This is a genomic window from Chitinophaga fulva, assembly GCF_012927205.1.
GTDB lineage: Bacteria > Bacteroidota > Bacteroidia > Chitinophagales > Chitinophagaceae > Chitinophaga > Chitinophaga fulva.
Genome location: NZ_JABBGC010000004.1, coordinates 77,053 through 103,522, shown reverse-complemented (window position 1 = coordinate 103,522; position 26,470 = coordinate 77,053). Strand labels below are relative to the sequence as shown.

The following is a 26,470-nucleotide window of genomic DNA, read 5'->3' as shown; positions in this document are numbered from 1 at the left end:
GCTGGTGTAAATCTTAGGCCCACTGGGGGCGGCTGAAGCGCAGTGATTACATACCGGTGATCTGGTAGGTGAATCGGGCGCCGACTTTTTACCAGAGATTGATCAGGAGGAGCATCATTACTGTACCAGCGGCGGTAACGAGGTTCTTGGAGAACCGGATGTTGAAACCACCTTTTTCTGAGTAGTAATAACTTTCCTTGTACCGGTCGTACTCAATGGGAGCACCTAACTCCTTCATCATTTTGAGGAATTCATAGAGTGTTCGTTCGGAAATACGAAGCCGCTTGGCTAACTGAGCGGGTTTACCGGTCCCTTTGATCCTGATTAGGTAATCAATGGTTTGTAGTCGATCAAAATAACGCTTTGGCATGTGGCATAGAGGGGCTTAACGGTTATATATTGAATTTACGATAATAACTAAGATTAAACCAGAATTCCCATATATATATTTTATTATAAATATTAGTAAACTGATTTAAACGGGTTTCTCTCTAAAAATCGCCTGCGGGTCAATGGCGCTGATGCGGTTGTTCTGCGTACTTTTTCTTAACGCCTCACCAGATAAAATATTGGATATAAGCAGAAAAATGGGGCTACTGCAATAATGCCGCATAGATGATGTCAGCAAGGGCTGCGCCGTGATCAGCAGTGGGATCCGGCGGCCTTGTCGCATAGATGTTACCGTTCTTGCCTACCACGATCAGCGCGGGGTAACGGCTGATATTATACTGTTCCAATACATTGGCGATTTGCGCGTCGGCACGCAGTTGTACGCCTGGATACTTCGGAGCAGCGTTGTTGTTACAATTGATATGAATAAATACCACCTCCTCCTTATTGAAGCAGGTATTGATTTCCGACAGAGAAGGCAGCAGCTGGTCATCTGCATCGTAGAAATGCAGCAGCACCACCTTGCCGGCAAAATAATTCAGATTGACACTGTGACCAGCACTGTCAGGGAAGCTGAAACCCGGTGCTGGCATACCTTTACTGATACCTTTCTTTATTTTGCCATACTTGGCAGCAATGGCCTGTTTACACGCAGCATGCTGCACAATGGACAGGTAATCCTGTGCACAATTTGCCAGCACCTCCTGTTGCCCGCCGGCAGCAAGGCTTTGCAGCAACTGATGCGCCAGCAGTTTATCCCGCAGGATACCGGTATAATGTGATTTGATCCAGTCATAGATCTCCCGGTCAGTACATTGGTTATGTTGCTGCATAAAATAATCTGCTTCCGCTTTCTGGAGCAGATAATTCAGATAACGTATAGCCAACGCCGTAGTATCGGAAGGAATAATAGCCGGTAAGGAAGGCAAGATCACCTGTTGGTATAAGGAAGCCTGCTGCACTAAAGCAATCCCATTCGGCGATGCATGCCACAGACAAGCTATCATCTTGGCAGCGGTTTCCCCCAGTACATTGGCCTGCACAACGGCATATTCAGAAGCGGGAAGACTATCGTGGTAATGCTGTAAGACAGCTTCTGCAGCCGTCATTTGCTGACGGTACCATGCCACCCGGGAAGGCACATCATCCCGCTTCGGCTGTGGTACCCGCTCCTGTGCCCTCCGCGACAGGTATTGCGCCCGGCAAGCAGCTGCACCATTTCCTGCCAGTATCAGTGTATCTTCTGCAAAGGTGAGCGACAGACTGTCACCAGGCCGCAGTGTGCCGTAAAAGTTACGCGACCCGCCGGCATCCAGGTAAAAAAACAACACCGCTACCGGTTCAGCCGGTAGCCGGAAACAAAAAGTATCTTTTTGTAATAAGGTATCCTGGCTTTTTGCTGGCAGTACACCCGGTTCACTCCACCATGAAACCGATACCGGTTGACCGTTACCACCTTTTACCCTGCCTGTAATAGTGATAAATGCCTGCGCAGATGCCAGTTGCACTATCATCAGGAATCCTACTGAAAATAAAAGCGACAGTGTTAGGGGACGTTTCATACACGACAATTTTAGGGACATGAAAAATCCCCACAGTAAAAACCGCAGGGGGTTGTATTCACAACGATAGTAAATGAAAACTCTGATGTTTTGAGCTGTTTTAGTTTTTTTAGGATGCGGCCATTGTGTTTTTTCGATCACAATGATAGATGGAATTGCGAATTGAAATGTTAATGAGATCTAAACATCTGCTTATTAACAAAAAATGGTAAAAAGAGGCAGAAATGGGGTAATTACGACACTTATTGAGAAATCGATTGAATTACAGGGCGGATTGAAGTATCCGGAGGCGGAGAGTGAAGGTGGAGAAAGAAGGTGGAAAGTGAGGATGAAGAACGAAAACGGAGAGTGAAGATGGAGAGTGAAGACGGTAAACGGAGAACGAAGACGGAGAACGAAGATGATGGCGGGGAGCTGGAGACGGGCGGCTACCCAGCACCGTCAAGGTGATGGAGTAACCGCCAGTAATGGATCAGCGTTCATAAAAAATCGAACATCGTTCTGTACTTTTCAAAAACGTATATCCATATAAGTTAGGCCCTAAATATTAAACCAGTACACCAGTTTCAACACCAACGCCCTGTTTTTCACATATAATGGCTCCGGCAGATAGTTATCGGTATATACAATAAACAGATCGGAAGCCGGACGATACCGCCACTGGAAGCGGGTATTCAGGTTGATGTTCTTCTGCTGTTCGTTGTATTGCATAAAGCCGGTAAAGAACAGTGTATTCGTCATCGTTACATCGAGGCGCGGACCTACCAGCCAGAAGGAATTGTTGCCCCAGGGCTGCGGCAACCGGATATCATTATAATTGGCACTGAGCGCAATGCTCACATAAGGCTGGAAGCGGTATCCCAGTTCTGCATTGGTCATCAACCGGGTGCCCCCTTCGTAATACCCGCCGTACCGCGCGGAGAAAACGTAGGTGAAAAGGCTCTGTGGCTTGGACACATAATCGGCGCCGACTGTATTCCAGTTATGCCGGGTGCCCGTTTTCAGGCTGTCTTTGCGGGTATTGGTGGGATCAAAAGGATTCAACAGCTGTATATAGGTATTGGAGCCCCAGATATTAAGGGTATTACGCTTACGGAAAACGATGCCATAGTTCAACATGGATTCGTTATCTGTACGATGGAAATTCTCATCCATAAACCAGGTGCTGGTCACCTGCGGCCCATGGCTCAACACAACGCCGGACTGCGGAAAGAAAAGCCTGGTTACCTGCGGCATCACTTTGATATAACCCTGCCTCGGCACATACCCCACTTCAGCATTATAGTTCCGTCCTACATATTCATGCTGCCAGCTGATGTTCCATACTTTGCTGGTGTATTGCAGATTGGCGGCGTGCGCGAAGTCGTGGCCGGTCTTACCCGGACTGTACGACTTCAGCAACATGGCCTTGCCCGTCCAGAAATTATTGGAAGACGCCAGGTTGTACTCCAGTCCCACGTTCCGGTTGTAGCGGGAATAAACGGGCTTATCTTCTACCTTGGACGGATCGTAATTCAGTGATTCCTTGTTGATAAATATGAAGCCTACATTAGAACGGGAAAACACGCGCCGCTGCAAAGCCGCTACGGTAAAGTTCTGCGCCGGCAACCCGGTCTCTTCCTGTTTGCCGGTTTGCATGTTCATCACACCAAGGCGCCAGTCTTTATTCAACTTGCCACTTAACCGGGCGCCGAAATGAATAGGCACGCCAAGGCCTATACGCCGTGAGAAGAAGGGCCGTATCGTGCTATATCCAAAGTTCGAAAACTGGTCCCCGTTTTCCAGGAAAAACTGCCTTCTTTCGGGAAAGAACAGCTCAAAACGGTCCAGGTTGGTAACCTGCTTGTCCACATCTACCTGGGAAAAATCGGGGTTGACCGTCAGATCGAGGTTTAAGGAAGAGGTAACTGCTACTTTGGCGTCGAGGCCAACATCCCGGCGGAATTTACCAGGAGTGCCCTTGTCATAATCTTTGGCGATACCGCCCAACAGGTAGGGTATCAGGGAGATATTCGGGCCTGCCGCAGGAGGCACCGTGTCCCAGTCGAGGCTGCCGGTATAGGCCAGCGATGCTGTGGCAAACTGCCGCGGCACCGGCGCCCAGGCAGATTTCTCCGTGGTTTTAAGATCATTACGGCTGAAGTTGATCCCCCAATGAGTAATCCCCTTTTTATACCGGATCGTCTTAAATGGAATAGCCGCTTCAAACACCCATTTGTCTTTATAGTTTTTCACAACGGAAGTCCACTTGTTGTCCCAGCTCAAGTCCACCTTACCTCCATCATACATCAGCCCGTCCCATTGTGCACCGGCTGCATTGGCGCCGAAGGAAAAGCCATTGGTCTGATCATCGAAGGGGTCCATAAAAAGCAGGAAATTATCATTCTTCAGAAAAGCAAAATCCCGTCTGAGCGACTCCACCATATAAGGCCCTGCATCCGGCGTATAACTTTCTACCAGCAGATAAATATGCTGCTGATCATACGTCATGCGGACATCAGTGCGCAGCCGGGCGGCACTGGTATCCATAGGCAGCACCATATGGAAATTGCCGGCGATATCTGCATCCTGCCAGGCTTGTTCATCAATGATACCATCAATTTTGATGGACGATGTAGCTTTCTTGATCCGCAGATGGAATGACTCGTTTTTCTTCTGCTGTTGCGCCTTTGCTGCCAGCGATACAGTGATACAGCACAAAAGGCACAATACACGTGGAATGATACGCACAGTTTGGTTGTTATGGGTTGAACAAACAAAATACAAAAAAGGAAAAACGGCGTTAGAGAAAATGGATGAAAGGTAAATACCATACAAAAAGCAACATCCCCATTGATAGGTATCAACGGGGATGTTGCTTTTATAATATCCGAAGAAACTATTAGTTCCGGTTGTTTTTCAGCTGTGCGCTGGGTTGCGGCACTTTCACCGTAGTAGTACGGCTGCTGCGGCCGCGGGTATTAAACACCCTTACTTTCACTACTTTACCACCGGCCTGGATAGGACCGTTGTATACCGGGCTCTTTAACGTAGGTTCTTCACCGTTAGTGGTGTAACGGATCACCAGTCCCGGCATCTGCACGTTCACTTTTACCGTGCCTTCGTCTACTGATACGCCGGCAGTAGGAATACGCCAGTTGTAGCCTCCATTGTAGTGGTCCAGTCTTGGCATTTCACGTTTGCCCATTACGTTGGAAAATACGCTCCAGGCCTGTGCGTACATAGCGTCTGCTTTGGCGGTGTCTTTTTCGGTAGCCCAGGCCGGGTCCTGCGCCCATGCTCTTTCTGCAAGACCGAGCAGCTTAGGCAGCATCATATATTCCATCCGGTCGGAAGTGGTCACGGTTTCGCTCCACAATAAACCCTGCAGGCCACGGATATTGGACTGGCCGAAACCTGTCAGCCTGTCTTTGCCCACAAACATAGCAGGTGTCACAGGATTACCTCTGCCATCTACTTTGGAGTTTTTATAATAATCGAAAGGAATGAAATAGAATGGTTTGTCCACATCTACAAAGCCACCCCAGTAGAATCCTGGTTCATCGAAGGATTTCATGGCGGCCATGTCAAAGTAGAAATTGCTCACACCAGACAGGATGATCTTGTAACCTGCATTCGCCAGGCGATAGGACAGATCTTCCTGACCACCGCCAATCACGTTGTTCCATACGTTGAGCTGGAAATTGTCGTTGGCAAAATCCGGATTGGGAATGCTGGCCCCTTCCCCGTCGATGGTGGTTTTACGCATACCGGCTTCTTCCCAGCCGGCTGTTTCCAGGCCACGGGCTTTCAGCAGGTCATTCACTTTGCGATAGTAGTAGTACCACAGGTCATTGACATTTTTCAGGCTTTTGTCCTGCTGCATGAGTGCCAGACAAGCGGGAGATTTTTCAAACACACCATGAGGCACTTCATCGCCGCCCATGTGTACAGTCGTCAGCGGTGCGCCAGCTTCCTTGTACATGGATTGCAGTTCATCCACCACTTTCTCCAAGAAACGGTAGGTAGAAGGCAGGGCAACGTTCATCACGTTATCATTCCAGTTCTGCACGGAACGGTATTCGGATTTATCTTCCAGGTCAGTGAGCAGATATTCAGCGGCCTCTTTATCCTTACCAGCCGCTTTCAGGCGGTAGTAGCGGGACTCCATGGATTTTACCGCAGCACGGGCGTGACCGGGCGTTTCTATTTCCGGCAGTACACGTATATGCCTTTCCGTTGCATAACGCAGTACTTCTATAAAATCGGCGCGGGTGAGGTAACCGGAACCGGCAGCATTGCTGGTGTCAGGGCCGGAACCGTAAGATGGTGGCAACATGTTTTTCCAGTCGGTGCTGTGGCCACGTTTAGCGCCCACCTTCGTTAACTCCGGCAGGGACGGTATTTCCAGGCGCCAGCCTTCATCATCGCTGAAGTGGTAGTGTAATACGTTCAGTTTATACAGTGCCATTACATCGAGGATACGCAGCAGGTCACGTTTGTTATGGTAGTTACGGGCCACATCGATCATAAATGCGCGATAGTTGAAACGCGGATGATCGCTCACCTGTACGCCCGGAATAGTAACGGATTTCTGCACTGCAGACCATGCCGCAGGCGCTATCAGGGATTTCAGGGACTGAACAGCATAGAACGCGCCTTCATCGCTACCGGCCGTGATGGTGGCGCCTTCCGGCGTCACTTTCAGCGTATAGGCATTGGCTGCGAGGTTTTTATCCAGCTGGAAGGTCACTGTTTTTTTACCGGGAGCACGTTTGCCCAGTAAGGTCGTCATTTCATTTTCCAGGAACTTGCCTGTCGCTTCCAGACCTGCATCCGTTTTGATCACCGGGGGAGCATCCAGCACCAGCGTCCCGCCGGAGGCGGTAACAGACACCGGTGTAGGGAAAATCAAAGGAAGCTGCGAAGCAGGAATATCCTTGATGGCAGCATTCTGTTTAAATATATCCGTTGGCGTTATGACCGCTGTTTTATCGCCGGGATAACGCATCAGTTGTTTGGCAGTAGTAGAAGGACGGATGGTATAGTCCTTTATCGGCAGACCGGTTTCTTTCTGGTCGTCCCATACGAGGTACAGACCGGCCGGAGCATCTGTGAAGTTAACCGCCCAGGCATCGCCTACGATGCCCAGTTTCAGGGAGTCTCCCGGTTTAATACCGGCAAAATCTGCTGTTGGCGTAATGCGGTACAGGTCACCGTTGACACCTTCTACTTTTACATTCCCTGGCAAAACACCATCTTTCACCGTACGCACGAAGTTGAAATACAACTCCCAGCCTTTGGCGGGAAAAGGTTTGTCGCTGGTATTGACAAAAGTGAACGTAGACAGGAAATTGGCTTTCCCCTGGTAATTGTTTTCTCCCACTTCCCAGCTGGTTTTCAAGCGGGTAGCGTCAAACGGAGCAGCTTTTTTGGTCTGGGCAAAAACGGTGGTGCCGGCGAGCAACAGTCCCGTTGTCATGAGTTTCCCTAAAAACTTATGCCTGATCATGTTTTGAATAAATTAAAAAACGATAAAAATGAATGCTACAATGGTTATGAATACAGGTGGATGAAAAATGGCATTGGTACCGGTCTTGTCTAATACCCTCCACAGCATCCGTGTAATATAAAACCTATCCGCCACAAATGCAAATAAGCGTACATCGCGCCCTTAGCCGCAACAATCCTCCGGATGCATTTGTTAATCGATTGCAGCATGACGGCACCGTTCTGAGGATATTTATTTAACTTTAGTAACCTAACGATTAAACGATTTATTTTATGGCAAAAGCGTTTATTGGATGTTCGATTGCAAGCTTGATTCTGATCATTGGTCTTGGTTTATTTTTCCCCTGGGTTTACTGGTTGCTTATTCTTGTCTTGCCGCTCATTATTATGGGGGCAATGGACATGATGCAAACAAAACATGCGATTATCCGCAACTACCCCATTTTCGGGCGTATGCGTTACTGGATGGAGTCTCTGCGCCCCAAGATCTACCAGTACTTTGTGGAAAGTGATATTGACGGCAGCCCGGTGAACCGGGTGGACCGGTCCACTATTTATCAGCGGGCCAAGCGGGAGCTGGACTCGCAGCCTTTCGGTACACAGTTCAACGTATATGCGGAAGGGTATGAATGGATGGCCCATTCCATACAGCCGCACGATTTTGATACGATGAACAAGGACCCGCGGGTGATCATTGGTGGCCGCGATTGCCGGCAGCCTTATTCCGCCAGCATCTTCAACGTGAGCGCCATGAGTTACGGCTCGCTCAGTTCCAATGCTGTAGAGGCTTTGAACGGAGGCGCCAAAATCGGCAACTTTGCGCACAATACGGGCGAAGGAGGCATCAGCGACTTCCATCTGAAACAGGGCGGCGATATTATCTGGCAGATTGGTACCGGTTATTTCGGTTGCCGCGATGAAAATGGTAATTTCTCCGACAAGCTGTTTGCAGAAAAAAGTGTGCTGCCACAAATAAAAATGATTGAGCTGAAACTCTCACAGGGCGCTAAGCCTGGGCACGGAGGCATTTTACCAGCGGCTAAAAACACACCGGAGATTGCCGCTATCCGTCATGTGCAACCACATACGACTGTCTACTCCCCTCCTTTCCATAAGGCGTTCAACAGTCCACGCGAGATGATGCTTTTCATCAGGAAGCTGCGTGAGCTGAGCAATGGAAAACCAGTCGGCTTTAAACTGTGTATCGGCCAGCACCGAGAGTTCTACGCTATCTGTAAAGCGATGATGGAAACAGATATCTACCCCGATTTTATTACGGTAGATGGTGGAGAAGGTGGTACCGGTGCTGCGCCTCCGGAATTCTCCAACTCCGTAGGTATGCCACTGATGGACGGACTGGCCTTTGTTCATGATACGCTGACAGGCTTCAGCATCCGCCACCATATAAAAATTATTGCTTCCGGTAAAGTGCTGACAGGTTTCCACCTGCTTCGCGCACTGGCTTTAGGAGCAGACACCTGTAACAGTGCCCGTGCTATGATGATGGCCCTCGGCTGCATACAGGCGTTGCTGTGTAATACCAACCGTTGTCCTACCGGCGTAGCTACGCAAGACAAATGGCTGGCCGGCGGTCTTGTGGTGGATGATAAAAAACATCGGGTGGCCAACTATCACCGCGATACGATTGAGAGCGCTGTGGAACTGACAGCGGCCATCGGTCTTCCGGAACCGCATAAAATTACCCGCCGGCATATCTTCCGCCGGGTGTTCATGAACCAGATCCGCACTTTTGAAGATATCTATCCCAGCACGCCACAGGGTTTCCTGCTCGCAGACCAGATACCTGCTCATCTGAAGGAACAACTGGACACCGTGACAACAGACACCTGGAATTTCGGGATATAGAGAACACTAAAATGTCCGAATCAAACAATCAGGAAATTTATGACTGATACAGGGCGCGGGCGTTATCGCGGCAAATTTTCTCTGCCAGCGGCAGTGGGAAATTTTTGGTGATCAGCTCCAGGTCTGCCAGCGCAAAAGGTTTCGGAGCCCTTGTTGATGGCAGGTCTGTACCGAATACCAGTGCCGCCGGATTGATGGCGGTGATTTGCCGCATGGCGGTGACCACATCAAAATCGCAGCGGCTAAAGCCGGTAGCTTTAACGATCGCGCCCTTTTCCACCAATGGCAGCAGGTATTTAAAACCTGCTTTTGACAAGCCCAGGTGATCGATCACGATCTTGGGGAGCTTATGCAACGTGGTGGAAATACCGGGCAGTTGCCGGGAATCGATATACAGTTCCACATGCCATTTAACGAGGTCATACACCCTCCTGCCCAATTGCTCCAGATACTGAATACTTTCTGAGCCGCCACGCTGAATGTTGAAACGTACAGCGCGTACGCCTGCATGGTGAAGTGCGATAATTTCCTCGTCGGTCGTATTGGCAGGGATCTGTGTAACACCTGCAAAACCGGGCCCCAATGCGTTTAAGGCCGCCAGCAGATATTGTTGATCAAAACCCTGGAAAGAGCCGGACACCACTGCGCCGCCGGTTACATTCAGATGAAGTGCTGCCACTTTTTCGCGGTAATCAGCAACGGTAAAGGTAGGGGGAACGTATCCGTTGTTGGGGATCAAAGGATACCTGGGGTCAATAATATGCAAATGTGCATCATATATGGGCTTATCAAACATAAAACTGTGAATAACATGATTACTACTTATTCGCCTGATGCGTTTATCGCATTAAAGTAACGGTTAATTACTGAATAAAAAATAATTTGTTTGGTGCAATATATAGGCCTCTCCAACTCAAATTATTATTCAAACAATAAACGTATCAGGCGAATCAGCAATAATCCTGTCTATCATAGTTCCATGGCGGAGGCAGCCGCCTCGTCCACAAACCAGTGCAGCTCACCTTCCTGCGGACGGATCAGCTGGGAAGGGAATTTATCAGCATCGTAAGTACCTTCTATCACGCTCTTCAGTGTGAGGGCCTTATTGCCGCCGGTAGTCAGGAACAGCACGCAGGCAGCATCATTCACCACCGGAGCAGTGAGCGTGATGCGATACATGTCTTGTGCGGGCAGGAAAAAGGCTTTCACCCAGGCCTCTTCTTCATGTACAACCGGCATACCGGGGAAGAGGGACAAAGTATGACCATCATCACCCATTCCCAATAACACCAGGTCAAAGGTCAGCTCTTCGTCTTTGAAATATTTACGCAGTATTTGTTCATATTCCTGGGCGGACTGCTCAGGGCCGATATCTGTGCGCATTACATGGATATTATCCGGGTTTACCGGCACTTTGTCCAGCAGCACATCATAAGCCATGCGGGCGTTGTTGCGTTCATCTTCAAATGGTACGGCGCGTTCATCGCCCCAGAAGAAGTGTATTTTTTCCCAGGGAATAATTTCAGCATAAGGAGGTTTTGCCAGCAGCGAGTATAACTGTTTGGGGGTATTACCGCCGGACAGTACAAAGGTGAACTTTTCCTGGTCCTGTAATACTTCCTGTATATAGTTGCTGATCCATGCAGCCACGTTTTCACTGAGCTGGGCGGGATCTTTGGCGATATGTAGTTCCATAAGATTTTGAATAACGAATTACGGATTACAAATTACGAATAGAGGACTTATTTATGACAGCAGGTTACATAGTAACTCCTGAAAAATGGTCTCTCAATTCGTAATTCGCAATCCGTAGTCCGCAATTTATTTAGAAGGTAAGTTAATCCATGTATGTCCGTCTCTGGCGATAAGCGCATCCGCGTCATCCGGCCCCCATGAATCCGGGGAATAGTTCGGGAAGTCTTGCGGTGTGCGGCTTTCCCATGTTTCCAGGATGGGCATGATCACTTTCCAGGCAGCATCTACCTGATCGCCGCGCATGAAGAGGGTGGCGTCCCCTTCCATCACGTCGAGCAGCAGGGTTTCGTATGCTTCCGGTGCATGTTCCCCGTTGGCGTCTTCATAATTGAAGGTCATATCTACAGGGTCCAGTGTCATGGTCTGACCGGCACGTTTGGCCTGGAAGCGGATACGGATATCCATTTCCGGCTGAATGCTGATGGTGAGCCTGTTAGGGCGCCATGTCTGGGCTGCTTCCTGCGGAAACGCGTAATGGGGCGCTTCCTTGAACTGCAGGATGATATTGGTCGCTTTCTGGTTCAGGTATTTGCCGGTGCGCACATAGATAGGTACACCCTGCCAGCGCCAGTTGTCGATATAGAATTTAACCGCCGCGTAGGTTTCCACATTGGATTTCGGGTCTACCCCTTTCTCTTCGCGGTAACCAACTACTTTCTCGCCTTTTTTCCAACCGGAAGAGTATTGACCGCGTACCGCATATTCGTGTACTTTATCCGGTGTAATACGGCGGATAGCATTGAGCACGTCCACTTTTTTATTGCGGATTTCATTGGCATCGAAAGACACGGGCGGCTCCATACCGATCATACAGAGGACTTGCAGGATATGGTTCTGCACCATATCGCGCAAGGCGCCGGCTCTTTCATAATAACCGCCACGGCCTTCGAGGCCTACGCTTTCAGCTGCCGTGATCTGGATGTTATCAATGAAGTTACGGTTCCATACCGGCTCAAAGAGCGCATTGGCGAAGCGGAAAGCCAGAATGTTCTGGATGGTTTCCTTGCCGAGGTAGTGGTCTATACGGAAAATCTGTTCTTCGGTGAATTTAGATGCCAGCAGCTCATTCAGCTCATGGGCACTTTTCAGATCGTGACCGAATGGTTTTTCGACTACGATGCGGGTGCAATGCTTATCGCTGCACAGGTTGAGATTACCGAGACGGGTGGCGATATTGGGCACCAGCTGCGGCGCTACCGCGAGGTAAAAGATCACATTGGGATGCACGCCCCATTCCTCTTCTTTCTGCTTCACGAAGTCTGCCAGTTTGGAATAGGCTGCAGCATCTTCCGCGTCCATCTGGAGGTAAGTCACATGTTGACTGAAATCCTTCCAGTGACCGTTTTGTTCACCTTTTCTGCGGGAGAACTTGGTGATACCGTCCAGCAGGTGGGTGCGGTAATCGTCGTCGGAGTATGGGCTGCGACCCAAACCGGCAATAGCGAATTGCTCGGGCATCCAGTCGTCGAGGAAAAGATTGTATAACGCAGGTGTTAGTTTTCGGTAGTTCAAATCGCCACTGCCTCCGAAAATAAAGAGGATGGAAGCAGGAGGGCGTTTATGGATCTGCATATATTAAATTAATAATGAACTTTATTAGTTGTTACGCTGCCATTCGGTGTGGAAGGTACCCGGCATGTCTGTCCGCTGGTAAGTATGTGCACCGAAATAGTCGCGCTGGGCCTGTATCAGGTTGGTAGCCATTCTGCCGGTACGGAACGCGTCGAAGTAAGACAGGGCAGACATGAAGCCTGCGGCCTGGATACCGGCTTGTGCCGCCTGGGCCACCACGTTGCGGATGTTGGCTTCCACGGACTGCACGAGATAAGCTACGCCTTTGTCCAGCAGGATATTGGCCAGATTAGCATCTTGCTGATAGGCCTGTGTGAACACTTCCAGGAGGGAAGAGCGAATGATACAACCGCCTCTCCATACTTTCACTACTTCCGGCAGCGGAATTTCCATCTGCAGGTCTCGGGAAGCTTCGTGCAGCATGGCCAGTCCCTGTGCATAGCTCAGGATAGTGGCGAAATACAGGGCGTCGTGCACCTGTTTGATCCACATTTCCCGGCTTACGTGGATGGTCTGGTCCGGCGCGGTGTACAGCTTTTCAGCTTCCAGGCGCTGGTCTTTGTAACCGGAGATGGTACGCATCGCTACCGCCGTGTCGATCACAGGTACTGCCACGGGCAGTTCCATCGCGTCTTGTGAAGTCCACTTACCGGTGCCTTTGGAGCCGGCTTTATCGGAGATCACATCCAGCAAACGGGCAGATGTTTTATCATCCTGTTGTTTGAAGATATCTGCGGTGATTTCCACGAGGAATGACTGCAATGCGCCATTGTTCCAGTCTGTAAATACCTGGTGCAGCTCGTCGTTATTGAGTCCTGCGCCTTTCTGCAACAGGGCATAACTTTCACTGATCAGTTGCATAATGGCATATTCAATACCATTGTGCACCATTTTAACGTAGTGGCCGGCGCCTTCTTTACCGAGATAGGCCACGCAGGGAGTATCTTTTACCTTGGCCGCAATGGCTTCCAGCATTGGTCTCACCTTGGCATACGCATCGAGGTCGCCGCCCGGCATAATGCTGGGGCCTGTACGGGCACCCTGTTCTCCACCGGAAACACCCATCCCCATAAAGTGGATGCCTTTTTCGCGGAGGTACTGTACCCGGCGTAAAGTGTCGGTATAATGGGAGTTCCCCCCGTCTATCACCACATCACCCTGCTCCAGCAGCGGGATGAGGGATTCAATTACATCATCTACCGGCTGACCAGCAGGTACCAGCATCATCAGCTTGCGCGGACGTTCCAGCAGTTGTACCATTGTAGCCAGCTCTGCAACTCCTTTCACGGTTGTTCCGGGCGTTGCGGCGGATTCCAGCGCGGCATTTTTTGCAGCGTCTTTATCAAAGCCGATCACGGAAAAGCCATGATCCGCCATGTTGAGTAACAGGTTCCGGCCCATTACCCCCAGGCCAATCATTCCAAAGTCATATAAGCTGTTTGCCATATTGAATTGTAGTTATACTAAAGGAGATGTAAAAGTAGGGAAGAATTGGGAATTACTGCCTACGAATTATGATTTCTATGTTGAACAAAGACCTTAGCGGAGCGTCGCTCTGCTAAGGTCTTCACTGTTACTTTACTGTTAAGAAATAAGGGATCAGGCTGAATTACGGCCGGCATTGATGATACCAAAGGAGCAACGCATGATCAGTTTTTCATACGTTTCACGGCCATGCCCATTGTTAGTATCAGCATCCAGCTCACGCAGGCGCGTCAGTGCATATTGCTGCGTGGTGAGCAACGGCAGCACAATCCTCTCCCGCATCTGGATAGATAATTGGTCAATCGGGCTGGCTTCCATCAGTTCTGATTCTCCGGTCAGGCGGAGCAGGAACTTTTTGGTCAACTCAAATTCATCATAAATCGCCTGCCATACCTCACCGTATTGCGGATGTTTGGCCAGATAGGCGGTGAGCGGGAAATAGCTCTTTTTCATGGCCATCTCACAGTTGTCCAACAGGGTGCGGAAAAACAGGGAGTGCTGGTACAAGTGCTCCAGCTCCGGCCATTTGCCTTGTTCATCGAGGTATTTGAGCGCGCTGCCTACACCGTAGTAACCAGGCACGTTCTGTTTCAACTGGCTCCAGGCGCCTACATAAGGCACGGCCCTCAGATCGTTGAGGTTGAGTTTTGCGTTGGCGTTACGTTTACTCGGGCGGCTGCCGATATTGGCTTCCGCATAATAACGCAGCGGACTGGCATGGTCCAGATATTCCAGAAAATAAGGATGGTTCTTCAGTTTGTTGTAAGATGCATAACCGGCGTCAGCAAGGGATTGCAGCAGGTCTTCCTCCGCCTCGGTGAGGGTCACCTCACGGGAAGAGAACAGTTCATTCGTGATACCGGCGTGTACCAGCTGCTCCATGTTGAACTGGGCCGCGTCCACCGTACCGAAGTTGGAACTGATGGTCTGCCCCTGTATGGTCTGCTGTATCTCCTGATTGGCAATATTGCGGCCCATGGACGCATAGAACTGATGGGTTTTTCCACCGCCACGGGCAGGAGGGCCTCCCCGGCCGTCGAAGAACACCACGTCCACATCGTATTCCTTGGAAATGCGGGTCAGCTCTTCTTTGGCCTTGTAGATGCTCCAGTTGGCCATGAGGTAACCGCCATCTTTGGTACCGTCGGAGAAACCAAGCATGATGGTTTGTTTACACTGGCGGCGGCGCAGGTGTTCACGATATTCTGCATTTTCATACAGCGCTTTCATCACCTGTCCGGCATGCCGCAGGTCCTCGATGGTTTCAAACAGCGGTACAATATCGATGGTCATGGATTCCCGTTGCCAGCCGCTGAGCAGGAACATACCATATACTTCCATCACATTGAGTTCGCTGGTGGAGTGACTGATAATATAGCGATGACAGCCCTCTTCCCCGTTGGCTTCCTGTATCTGTTTGATGGCAGCCACGGTGCGGAGACTGTCCTGATGCAGCGGAGTGTCCAGCAGCGCAGGATCTATCGCCTGGCTGATATTGAGCAGGGCTTTGATTTTGCCCGCATCATCGAGGGATGCATAATCTTTCGGGAGCGCATCGGTTTTGCTGACCACGGCGTCCAGCAATGCTTCATGAACAGAGCTGTCCTGACGGACATCCAGTGAAGCGAAGTACAACCCGAAGATTTCCACTTTACTGGCCAGGTTGTCTACCAGGTGCACAAACAGCCCGTTGTGTTGCTCCACGATTGTTTTTCGTATATCCGCCAGCGTGTCCAGTATTTCCTGGCGGCTGATATCCGCTTTATGGCCGGCAGTGAAGAGGTTGCGTGACAGTTTGTCTTCCAGTGCCGCCACTACGTTTTCCACACCTTTGAAGGTGAGGCGGCGTTTCAGGTTACGTACCTCCCGGAAGTAACAGCGCATGATCGAAGCGCGGAGGGCAGCGGCCACTTCCACGGTGGTAGCGGCATTCACGAAGGGGTTGCCGTCGCGGTCCCCGCCGGGCCAGAATCCCATGCGGATAACCGGGTTCTTGCTGCTGACAGCTCCGGGGAACTGTGCTTTCAGGAAAGAAAGGATACGGCCGCCGGCGCGGTAGAATATATTTTCCAGGAACCACACCAGGCTGATGGCTTCATCATAGGGCGTGGGCTTCTCTTTTTTGAAGAAGGGGGTTTTACCCAGCTGTTGCAGGTACATGTTCACCTCGGAGGTATTTTCCTCCACGAGCGCGCGGGCCAGGTCGTTGATGATACCGAGCACTTCGCCAGGGTAGAACTGGGTGGGGTGGGCCGTCAGCACGAGGCGGACAGAGAAATGTTCCAGTTTTTCCTTCAGCTTGGCCTGAGCCTGCTCCTGGATGACCTCCGATTGCAGGTGGCGCAGGGTACCGGCGCCTTCCAGGTCGCGGATATAGCGGAATGCGGCATCTTCCAGGGCGTCGAACAGTACCACCTGCCTTTCAGCATACTGTACAAAGCGGAACAGCAGGTCGGTCCGCTGCTGCTCGTCCGTATACGTGGTATACTGTTCAAAAAAGGAGTCCATAATGGTCTGGGGACTGTTCCCGCGGGCATATCCTTCCTCGCAGTGCAGGAGGAAAAGGGAAAGAAAGATGCCCGTCTTCTCTACCCGGTGAAAGGGCAAAGAGGTGAAGAGACTGTTATACAGCTGGAACTTTGTGCCAACAAGGTTCTTAAACTGCTGCAACGAGTTGTTTACCGGCGCTTCCATACTAAAAATCCGTTTATAGTGCTGAAGAAGAGAACTAAGCGGCCGTTAAATTAATAATTATTTTGTTTAGTTGTTTATATATCAAACTCTTTATTTTTTGATTATTATTTGACATAAATCAAAAATGTTTGAATAATTTCTAATAAGAAAAAACAAAAATCCCGGCCGCGAAGTGCAGGCCGGGACACGCATAGGTATTAGAACAGCGGAAGGAACCCCTTGATGGACATGATTATTCCTGATTCACCTGATGTGCGGAGAGACCAGGTATGGACATAAGAGGATTGAACAATCAGTCGATTGCAATTTTTTTAAGGTTAGATGAATAAAATGTTATGGAATTGGGTAGAAAGGGTATGTATAGGTGTTTCAGGTTAAATGGATGGCAGGCCGGGATTACTGGTTGTCGAGCCTGAAACTGATCGGTAAGTTGAAGATCACTGTTACCGCTTTTCCGTTTTGTTTACCGGGTTTCCAGCTGGGCATTTTACTTACGACGCGAATAGCTTCTTCTTCCAGACCTGCTCCTTTGTGAGCACCCATTGTTTTTACCTCTGAAATACTACCATCCTTGTTCACAACAAACTGAACGAAAATACTGCCTTGTATACCGTTTTCCTGCGCCATATTCGGGTACCGTAAATTTTTGCTCAGATACTTCATCAACGCGGCTTCTCCACCAGGAAATTCCGGCATAAATTCCACAAAAGTGAATCTTTCTTCCCGCTCCGGTGCTACAGGAACATCTACCACACCGGTAGTGGGCCCTTTCAGATCATCCAATCCATCAGGACGGCCATTCGGGTCACCATCCTTGTCATCCAAACCGATGGCTTTATTGCCGATGTCTTTGATGCGCGGAGGCTCTTCATCCGGTCTTACGTCTTTATCAGGCGCTACTACCAGACTGGCGAAATCCACAGTAGGCGCGGATGGCGGTGGTATTGCCTGTGCCGGTGGAGGCGGTGGTAAAACCGGATCAGGAAGCGGTTTTTCCACGTCGATCATGGTGGGAAGTTCATGTACGAGAGCAAGGGGTTTGTCAACGATGTCCCGCGCCATTAATGTATTATTCAGCACATATCCACCCATCACTACCAATACAATAGAAGCGGTGCCCATAACGGCATTGCGTACACGCCGGTCATAACGGTTGCGTAATGCATAAGCCCCATAGTCTTTGTTTCTTCCTTCGAAAAGGATGTCGAGGAAATCATTCCCCGGGATTTTAGCTGCGTCCATGGTAAATGTGTTTATTACTTAGATGGTCGGGTAAAATATTTTCCATAACAAAATGAAAAATATTTTTCCCCCTGCCGGGAGATGGCCAGGCGGGACTAACGGGGAAACAACAACGTAACAAATGGGTCAACGGTTATAAAAACGATCATCGACATTTATTCGTATAATCATCACCGTTATATCCTGTTATCGTGCAGACAATTTCACCGACTGTCTGAATTGCCTGGGCGGGATATTCATTTCCTTCCGGAAAAAGCGATTAAAATAAGCCGGGTCTTCAAAGCCGGGATGATAGGTGATTTCTTTTACAGTAAGTGTATCATGATACAGATGCCGCAAAAAGAAGAAGCCCCGGTGCGCGACCGGGACTTGCTGGCACTGGGAGCCTTACCTGAAAACAGATGGTTCCTTCCTGATAAATTAGGCTTTCCGAAAAAAGTATAAGCGTTTACGTTACTACGCCTTTTCTCATTAGTTTTTCCCTGATGAGCAACAGGCGTTCTCATAGGACAAATAATGTCAGGTGATGACCTCCGGCTGGCGAGGCCGTCATCCTACAACACCCACCAGTATTGTTCAGGATAACGCCTCTTTACCGGAGTATATAGCTTCCGTTGTTATCTGCTGGCGGTTGCCGGGTGGGTAGCCAGGAAACCGAAATGATGCAACTGTCCCTGCCCTGCGGCCTGGATGTATTGTACCCAGGCTTGTATCACGGGTCTCTCCTTGTTCAGGGAGCGGTCGTAGCTCAATACCACTTCCTCGATGGGGATTCCCGGCGGGGGTGCTGTTTCCAGCCGGTTGATCAATACATCGAGATCAGTGTAGAAGTCTTCTGTACTTTCAAGTTGACCGTTTCCATTCAAGTCGAGTGGTATCACGGCGATATCGTGTACCGGTTTACGGTTGCGCAGATCATAGATGAAACCCGGATTATTAAAAGATATCGCGGCAGGGTCTTCCTGTACCGCTTTCAGCAACTGTTGGTCATCTCCAGGCACCTGTTTTCCTTTGATATCTTCAAAAGCGGCACCGTAGAAAGCGGCGAAGGTAACCGGTGCGCAGGATTTCTCGCGGCGGTTGTACACCACCGCTTTTTCCGGTGTAGCCTCCGCTCCTTCTTTTTTGAAGTACAATACCCGCAGCGCTTCCACTGTCAAGGGTTTGGCGGCGTACCCGCTGTGGGAGTTGGCCACTGGCAGCAGGGCATAGCGGGCTACCGGTATATATTGATATTGTTCGTTTTTGTGATTGATCTTTTGTGCGGTGAAATGAATGGCTGCCTGTGCCGCCGCAGGGTCTCTGGGCGATACCAGCCGGAATACGGTACCGGGGTGTGTTTGACGGAACTGATCTATCCATTCCTGTACAAGGGGGAATGTAAAACGTGTACCCGTAACCGTTATAGTATCTGAAACCTGCTGTGCGCTGGCTGGTAGAGCAACCGTCCACGCAGCTGCCAGCAGGATGTATCCGAACGTTTTCATAGCAAGTGATTTTGGATGGGTAATATGCCAGGAGGCGCGGGTAGGTATGATACTGAAAAATTTACCACCAATAAATTTGCAGCATACCATCCCCGCAAGCCTGACCAGGCATTCTATTTACAGCTTACAGAACGCAAGATGATCGGTCAACAGCCACAACAACCTTGCAGCACTATCATGTGATGGAAACAGGTATGATTAACCTTTGATGTATACAACGCTTGGGAACGTAGTCCACAGTCCTGAGTATGCCGATTCATAGTGTATCGTTTTACACAATTGTCAATTAATGGCGGCTGCTCTTTGCTGGTGGATCAAAGGATGCCGGGAGTATTGCCTTGTTCTCCCTTTGTATGATCGTAAACTATTAGTCTACTGAATTGGTAGACAAATATACATCGAGTTTTAATAATTCCAAATAATTTTTGAGATTTTTTTCGTGTTAAGTTGCGGGAACAGCAGGGGGCACGGGAATCTTTTGCATACATAAATCATTTATTTTTGCCCCATGAAATCACATGTGAAGAATATCCTGCTGCTGATTGTTGGCGCACTGATATTTGCTGTAGGTATCAACTACCTGGCCATCCCCAATAAACTTTCTGAAGGCGGGGTTATCGGCATTACCATCGTTACCTATTATTACTTCGGCTGGTCGCCCGGCATCACTAACCTGATCATCAACGTGTTCCTGATTATAGCGGGTTACAGGTTGCTGGACCGGCGGGTAATGTTATACACCATCCTGGGCATCATTTTCTGTTCCCTGTTCCTGTACCTGACAGAAAACACCCTGACACCTGTTACCTCCAATCCTTTGTTGGCCGCTATCTTCGCCGGTTTGCTGGTGGGCATTGGCATCGGCCTTGTATTCCTTTCCGGCGGTACCACCGGTGGATCAGCCATCGTGGCGCGTATGTGCCAGAAATACCTGGGCTGGTCGCTCGGCAACGCCATGCTCATATTTGATATCCTGGTGATTGCGGCATCTTCCTTTATCATTGGACTGGAAAAAACGATGTATACCTTTATTGCTGTATACATTGGCGCCCGGGCAGTGGATTATATCGTAGACGGCCTTAATACTAAAAGAGCGATCACCATTATTTCCCAGCATACGCCCCAGATTGCCCAAAAGATCACCGGAGAGATGCTACGCGGCGCTACCGTATTGCATGGCCATGGCGCCTATACCGGCGACCCGAAAGAAGTTTTGTATGTTATTATCGGCAAACAGGAGCTGATGCGCCTCAAAGAAGTGGTGCAGGAAGCTGATCCTGAAGCATTTGTCGTGATTCACGAAGTACACGAAGTATTAGGTAAAGGGTTCTCCAAATAAAACTTTCCAGTCGCTCATTTTTCCGGGGTATTTGGATTTTGAAAAAGAGATGTCTATATTGTAGACACTCAAACGCATTCCTTACCATCTTATCAACCAAATAACCCGGGGAAAATGACACAAAGCTCCCAACGCTTTTTACCGCTGGACGTATTCCGCGGCATGACTGTTTGCTTCATGATCATTGTAAACACCGGCGGCACAGGAGGCACTTACTGGCCGCTGGACCATGCCCCCTGGCATGGATGGACGCCCACCGACCTGGTATTTCCTTCCTTTCTTTTCGCCGTCGGTAACGCCATGAGCTTCAGCATGAGAAAATACGAACAGCTGGGTAACGCCGCTGTTTTAGGCAAAATCTTCAAACGCACCTTCCTTATTTTTCTGCTGGGATACCTCATGTATTGGTTTCCCTTTGTACAACACACCGATGCCGGCCTGGTCTTCAAACCGTTCAGTCACACCCGTGTACTCGGCGTGTTGCAACGTATTGCACTCTGTTATGGCATTGCCTCGTTGCTGATACATTACCTTCCCAAAAAAGGCGTGTGGACCGTCAGTGCCCTGTTCCTTTTCGGCTACTGGGCCATTCTGTGGTTTTGCGGCGCCCCTGGCGATCAGTACGGTATCCATGGCAATGCAGGCCTGACGCTTGATAAACTGGTGCTGGGCGATAACCACCTCTATCACGGAGAAGGCTTCGCCTTTGACCCTGAGGGGATACTCAGCACTTTTCCTGCGGTAGTCAACGTAGTAGCCGGGTATTACACGGGTCTTTTTGTACAGCAGCAAGGACGTACACAGCAGGGACTGCTGCGGATGGCCACTGCCGGCATAGCCCTTATTGTACTGGCTTATGCATGGAATACTGTTTTCCCGATCAATAAGAAACTGTGGACCAGCTCCTATGTCCTGCTCACGGTAGGCATCGACCTGATATTGTTATCGCTGTTAATACAATTGATTGATATGGCCGGCTTCACCAAAGGCACCGGCTTTTTCACCGTCTTCGGTAAAAATCCGCTGTTCCTTTACCTGTTGTCTGAAGTGCTCGCTATCCTGTTCTACTTCTTCCAGGTGGGCGATAAATCGTTGTATCAATGGATCAATGACCAGTTCTTCCAGCCGTTGTCTCCCGGCAAGTTCGGCTCCCTCCTGTTTTCCCTGACGTTTATGCTGGTCTGTTGGACCGTCGGGCTTATCCTTGACAAACGGAAGATCTACGTCCGCGTTTAAACTATTTAGTTATTTTTTATTTAGATATTTTGATATTTAGGGGAGCTACTTAAATTTCAAAATATCTAAATAAAAAAATAACCTGATGAATATCTCCCTGGAAGGTAAAACCGCGCTGGTATGCGGTAGTTCACAAGGCCTCGGCCTTGCCACCGCTATAGAGCTGGCCGCACTGGGCGCCACCTGCATCCTCACTGCCCGCAACGAAGAAAAGCTGAAAGCTGCCGTTGCCCAACTCGCCGACGACGCCGGTCAGCCCCACCGTTACATCGTATCTGATTTCACCGACCTGGAAGCCGTGACCGATCTGGCAGCTGACATAGCCCTTGAAGGGCCCGTGCATATCCTGATCAATAATACCGGCGGACCAGCAGCTGGCCCTATCTTACAGGCTTCCACCTCCACTTTATCCGATGCTTTTTCACAACATGTGCTCTGTAACCAGGTACTGGCACAAGCGTTGGTGCCCGGTATGATACAGGCAGGATATGGCCGTATTATCAACATCATCTCTACTTCCGTAAAAGCCCCGCTGAAGAACCTCGGCGTATCCAACACTACCCGCTGGGCTGTGGCTGCCTGGGCCAAAACACTGGCCAATGAACTGGCACAGCACGGTATTACGGTGAATAATGTATTGCCCGGCTCCACCCTCACCGACCGGCTGGACAAACTATTCATCGCTGCTGCTGCCGCGAGGAACGTATCGCCGGCAACAGTAGCCGAAGAATGGCGGAACGAGATTCCTATGAAACGGTTCGGCGAAGCACATGAAGTAGCCGCCATGGCCGCTTTCCTGGCCTCCCCTGCCGCATCCTACGTTACCGGCACCAGCATCGCCGTAGATGGCGGGAAAACACCGGTATCCTAAACTTTACGGTCAACCAATACCGTGACTTTGCTGTTATGCATAAGTATATCTGCAAATAGTCCCGTATGAGAGTTGGCTTGTTTATTCCTTGTTACATTGACGCCATTTACCCCGAAGCAGGCATTGCCACGCTGGAGCTGCTGGAGCGCTTCGGGGTGGAAGTCGTATATCCGTTGAATCAGACCTGCTGCGGCCAGCCTATGGCCAACGAAGGCGACCAGCAACACTCCGCTGCCGCCGAACAGCTGTTTGTAGACAACTTCCGGGAATTTGACTATATCGTGGGGCCGGCAGGCAGTTGCGTTAAACACGTAAAACTTCATCTTGACGCTATTCCACAAAGCCCCGATGTGTTGCATGTACGGGAACGGACCTACGAACTGGTGGAATTCCTCCACGATATCCTCAAAGCAGAAGCCTTTCCCTGGGCGTATTTCCGCTATAAAGTGGGTTTGCACAATAGTTGTAGTTCCATCCGTGGACTGGGTATCGCGCTGCCATCCGAAACGATGGGCACCCCATTCAATAAAACAGCCAGGTTATTACAGATGGTAGAAGGCCTGGAACTGGTGCCTATAGACAGGCCGGACGAATGCTGTGGCTTTGGTGGCACTTTCTGCGTTACCGATGAAGCCGTGAGCGCCAGCATGGGCATTGACAAAGTACATGATTATATGCGGCACGATGCCGAGTTTGTTGTTTCACCCGATATGTCATGTCTCATGCATCAACAGGGTATTGCCCGGAAAGCAGGCATCCACCTGAAATTCTTACATGTGGCACAGGTACTGAACGGAGGTCCTTTTTAATATTTTTTTATGGGAGATGAAAAAAGAGTAGATGTCGCTGCCCACGCCGCCGCCTTTCTGGCGCAGGACGACGTGCATGAACCGATGCATGACAAAAACCTGTGGTCCGCCCGCATGAAAAGAGATGCCGCCGCCCGTGCAGTACCGGAATGGGAAACCCTCCGCCAGCTGGCTTCGCAAATCAAGGAACATACCCTCACCCATCTGTACAACTATCTTCTCGAATTTGAATCCAACGCCACCAAACGTGGCGCTAAAATATACTGGGCCAGGGATGCGGCAGAACACAACCAACATGTGTGGGACATCCTCCGGGAAAAAAATATCTCCTCGATCATCAAAAGCAAATCCATGCTACAGGAAGAATGTGGCATGACCGCTTTCCTGGAAAACCGTGGCATCACCGTTACCGAGTCCGATCTGGGAGAACGGATACAGCAACTGGATGATCAGCCGCCGAGCCATATCGTGATGCCCGCTATTCATAAGACCCCGGAAGATGTAGCACAGTTGTTTGCCCGTACCATCGGTACCGACCCACGTAATACCGATCCGCACTACCTGACAGAAGCCATGCGCAATGATGCGCGCCGGCGCTTCCTCGAAGCCGGAGCGGGCATGACAGGCGCCAATTTCGCTATCGCCGAAACCGGTAGTTTTGTGGTATGCACCAACGAAGGCAATGCCGATATAGGCGCGTCCGTTCCACCGGTACATATTGCCAGTATCGGCATAGAGAAACTGTTGCCCAAAGTAAAAGACCTGGGTATTTTCATCCGCCTGTTGTCCCGCAGCGCGCTGGGGACGCTGGCCACTCAATACACTTCTCATTTCAGCGGTCCGCGTAAAGGTGGTGAGCTGCATATCATCCTCACCGATAACGGTCGCAGTAAGCGGCTGGGCATGCCCGATTTCTGGACCTCTCTGAAATGTATCCGTTGCGGCGCCTGTATGAACACCTGCCCTGTTTATCGCCGCAGTGGCGGCCTGGCCTATGGCGCCACCTATTCCGGGCCTATTGGCATTATCCTCGACCCCACTTTCGATGAATCCAAATACAGCGAACTTCCTTATCATTCCTCGTTATGCGGCTCGTGCACGGAGGTATGTCCTGTTAAGATCAACATCAGCGACCAGATCATGCAATGGCGGAAAGTAATGGCAGCGAAGAAACACCTGCCTGTATCGCGCAGGCTGGCATTCGGTGCTGCCGGTAAGATCTTCGAACATCCGCAGTTGTTTCGCAGCGCTGAAACTATGGCCAGTGGAGCTATACGTTTCACACCCGATTTCCTGCTGTACAACCGGGTCTTAAATCCGTGGGGGCGTCACCGTGAGTTACCCCATTTCGCCGGACAAACATTCCGGGAATGGTATTTACAATACCGAGCTAAAAACAATGAACATGGAGAACAACGCCCGTAACCAGGTGCTGGCAGCCGTAGAGCGCCAGATGCCTGCCAACAAGACCGCCTATCCGGAGATGCCGGATTTCCCCCGGTTGAAAACCGATTTACTCATTGCCTTTGAAAACCGTGTAAAAGATGCCGGCGGAGAAGTGTTCCGTCCTGCCGATGCAGCCGCTGCACAGGCATTGCTGGCATCACAGCATGCACAGGCCAAAGTCATCTGTTCCGCTACACCTGAAATAACCGGCAACCGGGATATTCATGCTGTCAAGGATCCGCATGACCTGGCTGATGTGGATGTTGGCGTTATCCGTGCCCGTTTGGGCGTAGCGGAAAACGGCATGGTGTGGCTTACCGAAGAAGACCTGGAGGTAAACGCACTAGGGTTCCTGTCGCAGCACCTGGTTATCCTGTTATCGCCACAGGCTGTTGTAGGAGATATGTATGATGCTTATCTGCGCATACACCTGGAAGATACCGCCTACGGCTGTTTTATGATGGGCCCTTCCGCCACCGCGGATATCGGAGCGGTATTGGTGCATGGTGCACAGGGAGCCAGAAGCCTGAGTGTTTACCTGTTGGCTTAACAGGGAACAAAATAGACGATCCGTACCAGCTTCCCACTCTCAAAGTAAAAACGTACACTGCTGTCACTGTCCTCCACATCCGCGTCCCGCAGGGTGATCATGTCTGTATAACCAACATTTTCTGCCTGTTGTACCGCCTTCGGGAAATGCTTTTTCATATCTGCCCATGTGGTGTTGCTACTGAAAGTAATACCTGCATGCGCCACCGTATGCCCTGGTGTGAGCTTGTATTCGCTGCAGAAAAGGGTATCCTTGTATAATTCAAAACGGGAACCGTCTTTATAGAAATATTGGAAATTGTCTTCAAACTGGGTACCGCAGAGATATTCCCAGTTGGGTTCCGCCAGGCTGTCCGCTTCGCCCAATACCGCGGTGAAGCGCGATAAGGTAGTGTGCAGCGGCACTTTATTGTCAATCAGCGCCTTTGAAAACAGAAAGACTTCTATCTCTTTCCAGTCAATGTCTTCATGGGCCTTCAGGACCGAGTCCTCGTCTTCCACTTTTTCCAGAGAGGTGATCGCCAGTTCAGAAGGAGCCGGTACGGCAGTGGGTTCATCATCGGCAGTATTATTATGGCAAGCGGTGGCACATACGATCAATAAGGATAAAAATACTCTATGCATAGCATTCCCGGTCAGTTGTTGATGCCTGCTAAATTAAAAACTTTATTTATTAT

General features: G+C 50.0%; 20 protein-coding genes. 7 read left to right on the top strand and 13 right to left on the bottom strand.

The annotated features are described in order from the left end of the window. Window positions 1-88 precede the first annotated feature (88 nt). From HHL17_RS34000 to HHL17_RS28745, 4 genes are all read right to left on the bottom strand, one after another. Entirely contained in the window at window positions 89-241 is a 153-nt protein-coding gene (locus HHL17_RS34000; RefSeq protein WP_240976050.1) for a hypothetical protein, read from the bottom strand. Window positions 242-593: 352 nt separating this feature from the next. Then, complete coding sequence (locus HHL17_RS28755; protein WP_169228310.1) at window positions 594-1,952, bottom strand: peroxiredoxin family protein; 1,359 nt, start codon at window positions 1,950-1,952, stop codon at window positions 594-596. A gap of 540 nt (window positions 1,953-2,492) precedes the next feature. Continuing rightward, window positions 2,493-4,682, bottom strand: coding sequence for a DUF5916 domain-containing protein (locus tag HHL17_RS28750; RefSeq protein ID WP_317166629.1), 2,190 nt, complete (start codon window positions 4,680-4,682; stop codon window positions 2,493-2,495). Window positions 4,683-4,833: 151 nt separating this feature from the next. Further along, entirely contained in the window at window positions 4,834-7,443 is a 2,610-nt protein-coding gene (locus tag HHL17_RS28745; protein ID WP_240975994.1) for a family 20 glycosylhydrolase, read from the bottom strand. Between the two features lie 401 nt (window positions 7,444-7,844). Between HHL17_RS28745 and HHL17_RS28740 the strand changes: the two genes are divergently transcribed. After that, entirely contained in the window at window positions 7,845-9,308 is a 1,464-nt protein-coding gene (locus tag HHL17_RS28740) for an FMN-binding glutamate synthase family protein (protein WP_240975993.1), read from the top strand. 37 nt (window positions 9,309-9,345) lie between these two features. Here the strand turns inward: HHL17_RS28740 and HHL17_RS28735 are convergent, their stop codons facing one another. The 8 genes from HHL17_RS28735 to HHL17_RS28700 all read right to left on the bottom strand — a co-directional run bounded on the left by HHL17_RS28735 (window position 9,346) and on the right by HHL17_RS28700 (window position 19,543). Then, on the bottom strand, window positions 9,346-10,104 hold the full coding sequence (locus HHL17_RS28735; RefSeq protein ID WP_169228308.1) for an amidohydrolase family protein: 759 nt from the start codon (window positions 10,102-10,104) through the stop codon (window positions 9,346-9,348). A 173-nt stretch (window positions 10,105-10,277) separates the two neighbouring features. Continuing rightward, window positions 10,278-11,003: a 6-phosphogluconolactonase gene (gene pgl, locus HHL17_RS28730; RefSeq protein WP_169228307.1), complete on the bottom strand. Its 726-nt coding sequence runs from the start codon at window positions 11,001-11,003 to the stop codon at window positions 10,278-10,280. A gap of 126 nt (window positions 11,004-11,129) precedes the next feature. Then, window positions 11,130-12,635, bottom strand: a complete 1,506-nt coding sequence (gene zwf, locus HHL17_RS28725; protein ID WP_169228306.1) for a glucose-6-phosphate dehydrogenase — start codon at window positions 12,633-12,635, stop codon at window positions 11,130-11,132. A 24-nt stretch (window positions 12,636-12,659) separates the two neighbouring features. Beyond that, complete coding sequence (gene gndA / locus HHL17_RS28720) at window positions 12,660-14,081, bottom strand: NADP-dependent phosphogluconate dehydrogenase (protein ID WP_169228305.1); 1,422 nt, start codon at window positions 14,079-14,081, stop codon at window positions 12,660-12,662. A 153-nt stretch (window positions 14,082-14,234) separates the two neighbouring features. Further along, the gene (locus tag HHL17_RS28715) at window positions 14,235-16,814 is read right to left on the bottom strand and encodes a phosphoenolpyruvate carboxylase (protein ID WP_169228304.1); all 2,580 of its coding nucleotides are present in this window, start codon (window positions 16,812-16,814) and stop codon (window positions 14,235-14,237) included. 396 nt (window positions 16,815-17,210) lie between these two features. Next, window positions 17,211-18,056, bottom strand: a complete 846-nt coding sequence (locus HHL17_RS28710) for an energy transducer TonB (protein WP_169228303.1) — start codon at window positions 18,054-18,056, stop codon at window positions 17,211-17,213. Between the two features lie 186 nt (window positions 18,057-18,242). Further along, a complete protein-coding gene (locus HHL17_RS33995) occupies window positions 18,243-18,395 on the bottom strand; it encodes a helix-turn-helix domain-containing protein (protein WP_169228302.1) in 153 nt (50 codons plus the stop codon). Window positions 18,396-18,673: 278 nt separating this feature from the next. Next, the gene (locus tag HHL17_RS28700) at window positions 18,674-19,543 is read right to left on the bottom strand and encodes a hypothetical protein (RefSeq protein WP_169228301.1); all 870 of its coding nucleotides are present in this window, start codon (window positions 19,541-19,543) and stop codon (window positions 18,674-18,676) included. Between the two features lie 508 nt (window positions 19,544-20,051). On the opposite strand from HHL17_RS28700, the gene HHL17_RS28695 reads away from it, so the two are divergent. The 6 genes from HHL17_RS28695 (at window position 20,052) to HHL17_RS28670 (ending at window position 25,794) form a co-directional block, all read left to right on the top strand. Further along, the gene (locus HHL17_RS28695) at window positions 20,052-20,882 is read left to right on the top strand and encodes a YitT family protein (protein ID WP_169228300.1); all 831 of its coding nucleotides are present in this window, start codon (window positions 20,052-20,054) and stop codon (window positions 20,880-20,882) included. 114 nt (window positions 20,883-20,996) lie between these two features. After that, window positions 20,997-22,118 (top strand): acyltransferase family protein, encoded by a 1,122-nt coding sequence (locus tag HHL17_RS28690; RefSeq protein WP_169228299.1) that lies wholly within the window; start codon window positions 20,997-20,999, stop codon window positions 22,116-22,118. A gap of 85 nt (window positions 22,119-22,203) precedes the next feature. Next, window positions 22,204-22,989, top strand: a complete 786-nt coding sequence (locus HHL17_RS28685; protein WP_169228298.1) for an SDR family oxidoreductase — start codon at window positions 22,204-22,206, stop codon at window positions 22,987-22,989. 65 nt (window positions 22,990-23,054) lie between these two features. Then, on the top strand, window positions 23,055-23,798 hold the full coding sequence (locus HHL17_RS28680) for a (Fe-S)-binding protein (RefSeq protein ID WP_169228297.1): 744 nt from the start codon (window positions 23,055-23,057) through the stop codon (window positions 23,796-23,798). 9 nt (window positions 23,799-23,807) lie between these two features. Beyond that, window positions 23,808-25,223: a lactate utilization protein B gene (locus HHL17_RS28675; RefSeq protein ID WP_169228296.1), complete on the top strand. Its 1,416-nt coding sequence runs from the start codon at window positions 23,808-23,810 to the stop codon at window positions 25,221-25,223. Continuing rightward, window positions 25,204-25,794 carry a LutC/YkgG family protein gene (locus HHL17_RS28670; protein WP_206156215.1) on the top strand — a complete coding sequence of 197 codons (591 nt, stop codon included), beginning with the start codon at window positions 25,204-25,206 and terminating at the stop codon, window positions 25,792-25,794. The genes HHL17_RS28675 and HHL17_RS28670 overlap by 20 nt, the downstream gene beginning before the upstream one ends. On the opposite strand, the gene HHL17_RS28665 is transcribed toward HHL17_RS28670, so the two are convergent. Beyond that, window positions 25,791-26,417, bottom strand: coding sequence for a hypothetical protein (locus tag HHL17_RS28665; protein ID WP_169228295.1), 627 nt, complete (start codon window positions 26,415-26,417; stop codon window positions 25,791-25,793). The two genes, HHL17_RS28670 and HHL17_RS28665, sit on opposite strands and share 4 nt — an antisense overlap. Between the last annotated feature and the right edge of the window lie 53 nt (window positions 26,418-26,470).